Here is a 5,559-nt window from a genome sequence, read left to right on the forward strand (position 1 = left end):
CCCGCCATATTTTTTTGCTGAAAGCATTTACAAAGCGCTATGCCATGGCCGGTCTCCGTCTCGGGTACGGTATCTGTTCCGACGAAAAGGTCCTTTTAAAAATGACGGAAGTGACCCAGCCATGGAGAGTGTCGTCTCCTGCCCAGGCCGCAGGAACAGCGGCTTTGTCGGAGCAGTCCTACTTAAAACGGTCAGTCCGGTTCGTGTCTGAACAGAAACATATTTTAAAGAAAGCATTGGAGGAAGCAGGCTTTCGAATTTACGGGTCCAGAGCCAACTATATATTTTTCAAAGGCCCGGAGGATTTCTATGAATATTGTCTCTCAAATCAAATTCTGATCAGGAATTGCCGGAATTATGAGGGACTTTCAAAAGGATGGTTCAGGATCGCAGTCCGGACAGAAGAGGAAAACCGGCGGTTTATCTGGACACTTCAGGCGTTCACGAAAGGAGAAACAGCATGGCAAAGACAATCATGATTCAGGGAACGATGTCAAATGTCGGGAAAAGTCTTATGACTGCAGGACTCTGCAGAATATTTAAGCAGGATGGCTATAAAGCGGCTCCGTTTAAGTCGCAGAACATGTCGCTGAACTCTTACATAACAAAGGACGGGCTGGAGATGGGACGTGCCCAGGTCATGCAGGCAGAGGCGGCGGGAATCGAACCGTCTGTCTATATGAATCCGATTCTTTTAAAGCCATCCAGCGATACCGGCTCTCAGGTGATTGTAAATGGGAAAGTCCTTGGCAATATGAGCGCCAGAGATTATTTTGCATATAAAAAAACGCTGATTCCTGAAATCCAAAAGGCATTTGATGCTCTGAGCAGGGAATATGATATGATTGTCATAGAAGGTGCGGGGAGTCCGGCAGAGATTAATCTGAAACAGGACGATATCGTCAATATGGGCATGGCAGAACTGGCCAATGCACCTGTACTTCTAGTGGGAGACATCGACCGGGGAGGCGTCTTTGCACAGCTGACCGGAACCATGATGCTGCTGACAGAGGAAGAACAAAAAAGAGTGAAAGGAATGATTATCAACAAGTTCCGGGGAGATAAAACGATCCTGGATCCCGGCATTGAGATGCTGGAAGAAAAAGTGCAGATCCCGGTCGTGGGGGTTACCCCCTATATGAATCTTGAATTAGATGATGAGGACAGTCTGAGCGAGAAGTTTGACCGGAAAACAAAAAAGGAATTGGTCGACATTGCTGTGATCCGGTTTCCAAGGATTTCTAACTTTACGGACTTTAACGTGTTTGAACTCATTCCAAATGTTTCACTGCGTTATGTGAGAACCCCGGGAGAACTCGGAGATCCGGATATGATCCTGCTTCCGGGAAGCAAAAATACCATTGAGGATCTCCTGTGGCTCCGTCAGTCCGGCCTGGAAAATATGATCCTCAAAGAAGCATACCGGGGAACGATTATTTTTGGAATCTGCGGAGGCTATCAGATGCTGGGAGAAGTACTGTCTGACCCTCATCATGTGGAGACAGGAGGAATGGTTAAAGGAATGGGACTGCTCCCGATCGACACCGTCTTTTCCAAACAAAAAACAAGAAGCCGGGTCAAAGGAAGATTTCTTAAGCTGGATGGTGATTTGTATCCGATCTCAGGAGCTCCCTTTGAAGGATATGAAATTCACATGGGAATCTCTTCACAGCACGGCAATGCAAAACCGCTGACGTTTTTTGAGGATAAAGGTAACGGCGTCACAAAGCTTTGCGGAACCTGGGTAGGAAATGTCTACGGCACTTATTTACATGGCATTTTTGAACTCTCGGATACGGCGGAAAAGATTGTCCGTGCCATTGGAGAAAAGAAAGGGATCGATCTTTCCGATGCTCCGGCGACGGATTACCGGCAGTTAAAGGAAGAGCAGTATGATCTGCTGGCAGATGAACTGAGAAAGCATCTGGATATGGAAAAAATATATGAAATCCTTCATAAAGGAGCAGAAGACTAATGAAAATTAAACTTGAGAATGTGGAGCCTGCCCAGATCGAGGCAAGAAGTTTTGAGATCATAACAGAGGAAATGAGGGCTTTTTCGCTGATTCCCGGAACTGAACCTATCGTAAAGCGCTGTATTCATACTAGCGCCGACTTTGATTATGCAAAAAATCTTTGCTTTTCGGATCATGTAGTATCACTTGCCATAGATGCCATCAAAAACGGCGCGTCCATTGTGACAGATACGCAGATGGGCAGGGCAGGCATTAATAAAAAGAAACTGGCCCGGTATGGGGGAACGGTCCACTGTTTTATGTCCGATGAGGATGTTGCAGAAGCAGCAAAAGCAAACGGCACCACAAGGGCTGTGGCGAGTATGGACAAAGCGGCGGCTTTAGGTGAGAAGTTCATTTTTGCAGTTGGAAATGCCCCGACGGCACTGGTCAGGCTGTATGAGCTGATCAGGGAAGGGAAACTGGATCCTCATCTGGTAATAGGGGTTCCCGTGGGATTTGTTAATGTGGTCCAGTCAAAAGAACTGATCATGGATGCTGAAGTTCCGTATATTGTGGCAAGGGGAAGAAAAGGCGGGAGCAATATTGCGGCGTGTATTGTAAATGCACTGCTTTATATGATAGATGGAACCAGATAAATCGATGCATTCAAAAGGGCCGGCTCACCTTAGTGGATCCGGCCCTTTTGATTAAAGGTAATTCACTGTGACAATCGCCAGTCCAAGCACTGTAAGGACCGCACCGGTTGCCCGGTTTAATACGATCGCCGAAGCTTTGTTTGCAAACTTCGCTGCTACTCTTGCCCAGAGAAATGTACTCAGCACGCAGAAAAGCAGGCTTAGCATATCCGGGCGTCCGCCGATGGCAAAATGACTCAGAGATCCGGTCAGAGCAGTAAATGTCATGATAAATACACTGGTTCCAACAGCAGTTTTGAGTTCGTACCCTAAGACACTGGTCAGCAGAAGGAGCATCATCATGCCTCCGCCCGCTCCTACAAATCCGCAGATAAAACCGACGACAGATCCGCAGAGAACAGACTGAAGAAATCTTTTTTTTGCATCCACCAAATCCATACTGCTTTTTGTGGTCATAACAGGACGGACAATAAATTTAATTCCCAGCAGCAAAGTCATGAATGTAGAAAATCCGCCCATAGCAGTGCTTGGCACAAGGCTGGAAATATAGCTGCCGACTAGTGTAAAGCAAAGCACAGAAATCATCATGACCAGTCCGTTTTTAATATCCAGATTCTTGTGTTTTCCATATGTATAAGCTGAAACTGCGCTGGCAAAAACATCGCTTGCCAGGGCAATGCCCACTGCCATATATGGATTCATTCCAAGAAAAGTGATCAGCATGGGACTTATGACTGCAGCTGCACTCATTCCAGCGAAGCCTGTCCCCAATCCTGCGCCGATTCCGGCTAAAAAACAAATGATAAATTTATACAACATAGCTGTTACCTCATACTTTGTGTTTTTTATGATTTAGTGACTTTGTAATATTTTCGTCGATCCTGCTGAAAAATTCCTGCAGCTTGAGCCGCTCCTCTTCTGTAAATCCATCGAGGAGAAGTGCGAAACATTGTTCCTGGCACTTTGAAAGGGCGTCGATTCTGTTCTGCATTTTCTTAGTCAGATACAGACGGCGGACCTTCCGGTTACCGGGATCAGGAGAGGTGGTCAGATAACCCTGTATCCTGAGAGATTCCACGGCTTTTGAAACATTGGATTTTGCAAACCCCCGCATGACTGAGATTTCCTTGGCGGTATTATTCCGGGGATTGTTTTTCAGAAAGAGCAAAATATCAATTTCCAGCTGAGACATTTCATATTGTTCCGACAAGGGCTGAAATGTCTGGCGGTACAGATGTTTGAAATGATTGGCATAGGTTAAAACATGATTCTGCATCAAATACATTCCTTTCCATATAGTTCTATTTATAACTGTTATAATTATAACTATATAATACAAAGATGTCAAGAAACACGCTGCTTTGTCTGCTGCCGTCAGTCATCAAGATGAAATTTGCAGCGAAGATGAAACAATAGTTGACAAAATCCCGGCTTTCTTATAATATTGAATTAAAGTTCAATATTAGGAGGCGCTATGGCACAAGTCTTAAAAGATGAAATACGCCAGTGTATTCTTGATTCTGCACTGGAAGAGTTTTTTATCCATGGATATGTCCGCACAACGATACGGGACATTGCCGGCAGGGCAGGGATTCCCGCCGGACTGATCTATTCCTATTATAAAAATAAAGAGGCTTTGTTTGATGAAGTTTTAAGGCCGGTTTGTTTTGACTGGAAACGGGTCATGAAACATGGCGGCTCTCCGGACTATCAAGACTATAAGTATCTGAGCCAAATGGAAGAGAACTGTATCCGGACTCTTTTCCGACACCGCAGGGAATTGATTATCATGATGGATAAAAGCACAAAGACCAAATATGAGGATGAAAAAGAGCGCTTAGTCAGTGAAATTGAGCATCATCTGAATTCACACAAAGACATGTTAAAAAACCATGATCCGGTGTTTGTGCATATTGTAGCCAACAATTTTGTAGATGCGCTGCTTCAGATTGCATATCATTATGAAAGCGAGGAATGGGCTATGGAATTACTAAATAAAATATCGAAGATGTATTTGCAGGGAATCGGTTTTTGAGCCGGTTCCCTTTTTTATTGAACAATATTGAATATATATTCAATATTATAATTCTTCTGATTTGTACGGAAAAGTGATCCGTTCAGATAAAAAATACTTTTGGAGGTAAGAAAAATGGAACAAACAACGAAAACCAACTTTCTTTTAGGAGAAGAAAAGGTGTCAAAGGCGCTGCTAAAGCTCGGCATCCCCACGATGATCGGTATGCTGGCCTCGGCTCTGTATAATGCTGTGGACGCTTATTTTGTGGGAGGATTGGGAATCAGCCAAATGGGTGCAGTCTCTGTGGTTTTTCCTGTTGTCCAGCTGGTCATCGGACTGGGGATGATGTTCGGTGCAGGAGCATCTTCCTATATTTCCCGGCTGCTCGGGGAGAAGGAGTACGCTCTGGCTGACCAGACAGCCTCAACGGCTTTATTTTCCGGACTATTGACAGGAGCGGCAGTTATTGGCCTGATCCTGTGCTTTTTAACACCGATATTGTCGGCACTTGGAGCTACAGAAACGATCTTACCCTACGCCAGAGAATATGCTGTGATTTATGTTTCTGGTTCTATACTCAATGTATTTAATGTGACAATGAATAACCTTCTGACGGCCCAGGGATCAACACGATTTACTATGACGGCCGGAAGTGTGACGAACCTGATTTTGGATCCGCTTCTGATATACGGACTGCACATGGGAATCCGCGGGGCCGCTGCAGCTACAGTGGTTTCCCTTTGTGTCAATTCCCTGATGTATGTGTATTACTTGAGAAGACAAAAGGGTGTGCTAAAACCATCTATTCGTAAAATTACAATAAAAGGTGCTGTCTATAAGGAGATTTTAAAAATAGGAATTCCTGTCCTGACCTTTCAGCTGTTTGCCAGTGCTGCACTGGGCCTTACAAATACGGCGGCAAAAGAGTA

At 44.8% G+C, this 5,559-nt stretch carries 6 protein-coding genes and 1 pseudogene (1 of these 7 cut by a window edge); 5 read left to right on the forward strand and 2 right to left on the reverse strand.

What is annotated here, in order from left to right:
* The 3 genes from QVP35_RS08295 to QVP35_RS08305 all read left to right on the forward strand — a co-directional run.
* Nucleotides 1–479: aminotransferase class I/II-fold pyridoxal phosphate-dependent enzyme (locus QVP35_RS08295; RefSeq protein WP_288187821.1), on the forward strand; the 479-nt coding region annotated here is incomplete at its 5' end.
* Nucleotides 461–1,975 carry a cobyric acid synthase gene (locus tag QVP35_RS08300; protein ID WP_009289692.1) on the forward strand — a complete coding sequence of 505 codons (1,515 nt, stop codon included), beginning with the start codon at nt 461–463 and terminating at the stop codon, nt 1,973–1,975. The genes QVP35_RS08295 and QVP35_RS08300, both read left to right, overlap by 19 nt.
* Nucleotides 1,975–2,613 (forward strand): precorrin-8X methylmutase, encoded by a 639-nt coding sequence (locus tag QVP35_RS08305; RefSeq protein WP_009289691.1) that lies wholly within the window; start codon nt 1,975–1,977, stop codon nt 2,611–2,613. Before QVP35_RS08300 ends, QVP35_RS08305 begins: the two co-directional genes overlap by 1 nt.
* A 51-nt stretch (nt 2,614–2,664) precedes the next feature.
* Here the strand turns inward: QVP35_RS08305 and QVP35_RS08310 are convergent, their stop codons facing one another.
* Both QVP35_RS08310 and QVP35_RS08315 read right to left on the reverse strand, forming a co-directional pair.
* Nucleotides 2,665–3,432 carry a sulfite exporter TauE/SafE family protein gene (locus tag QVP35_RS08310; RefSeq protein WP_009289690.1) on the reverse strand — a complete coding sequence of 256 codons (768 nt, stop codon included), beginning with the start codon at nt 3,430–3,432 and terminating at the stop codon, nt 2,665–2,667.
* A gap of 10 nt (nt 3,433–3,442) precedes the next feature.
* Entirely contained in the window at nt 3,443–3,889 is a 447-nt protein-coding gene (locus QVP35_RS08315; protein ID WP_009289689.1) for a MarR family winged helix-turn-helix transcriptional regulator, read from the reverse strand.
* Between the two features lie 198 nt (nt 3,890–4,087).
* Between QVP35_RS08315 and QVP35_RS08320 the strand changes: the two genes are divergently transcribed.
* Together QVP35_RS08320 and QVP35_RS08325 are read left to right on the forward strand one after the other, a co-directional pair.
* Complete coding sequence (locus tag QVP35_RS08320) at nt 4,088–4,648, forward strand: TetR/AcrR family transcriptional regulator (RefSeq protein ID WP_009289688.1); 561 nt, start codon at nt 4,088–4,090, stop codon at nt 4,646–4,648.
* 195 nt (nt 4,649–4,843) lie between these two features.
* Nucleotides 4,844–5,559 (forward strand): annotated as a pseudogene (locus QVP35_RS08325) (MATE family efflux transporter); it runs 610 nt beyond the window's last position.

Source organism: Anaerostipes sp. CAG:276 (assembly GCF_000432215.1).
Taxonomy (GTDB): domain Bacteria; phylum Bacillota; class Clostridia; order Lachnospirales; family Lachnospiraceae; genus Anaerostipes; species Anaerostipes caccae.

Bases quoted from the DNA above. Each gene is read 5' to 3' on its own strand.
- QVP35_RS08305 (WP_009289691.1), top strand. From the start codon at position 1,975: ATGAAAATTAAACTTGAGAATGTGGAGCCTGCCCAGATCGAGGCAAGA.
- QVP35_RS08320 (WP_009289688.1), top strand. From the start codon at position 4,088: ATGGCACAAGTCTTAAAAGATGAAATACGCCAGTGTATTCTTGATTCT.
- QVP35_RS08315 (WP_009289689.1), bottom strand. From the start codon at position 3,889: ATGCAGAATCATGTTTTAACCTATGCCAATCATTTCAAACATCTGTAC.
- QVP35_RS08310 (WP_009289690.1), bottom strand. From the start codon at position 3,432: ATGTTGTATAAATTTATCATTTGTTTTTTAGCCGGAATCGGCGCAGGA.
- QVP35_RS08300 (WP_009289692.1), top strand. From the start codon at position 461: ATGGCAAAGACAATCATGATTCAGGGAACGATGTCAAATGTCGGGAAA.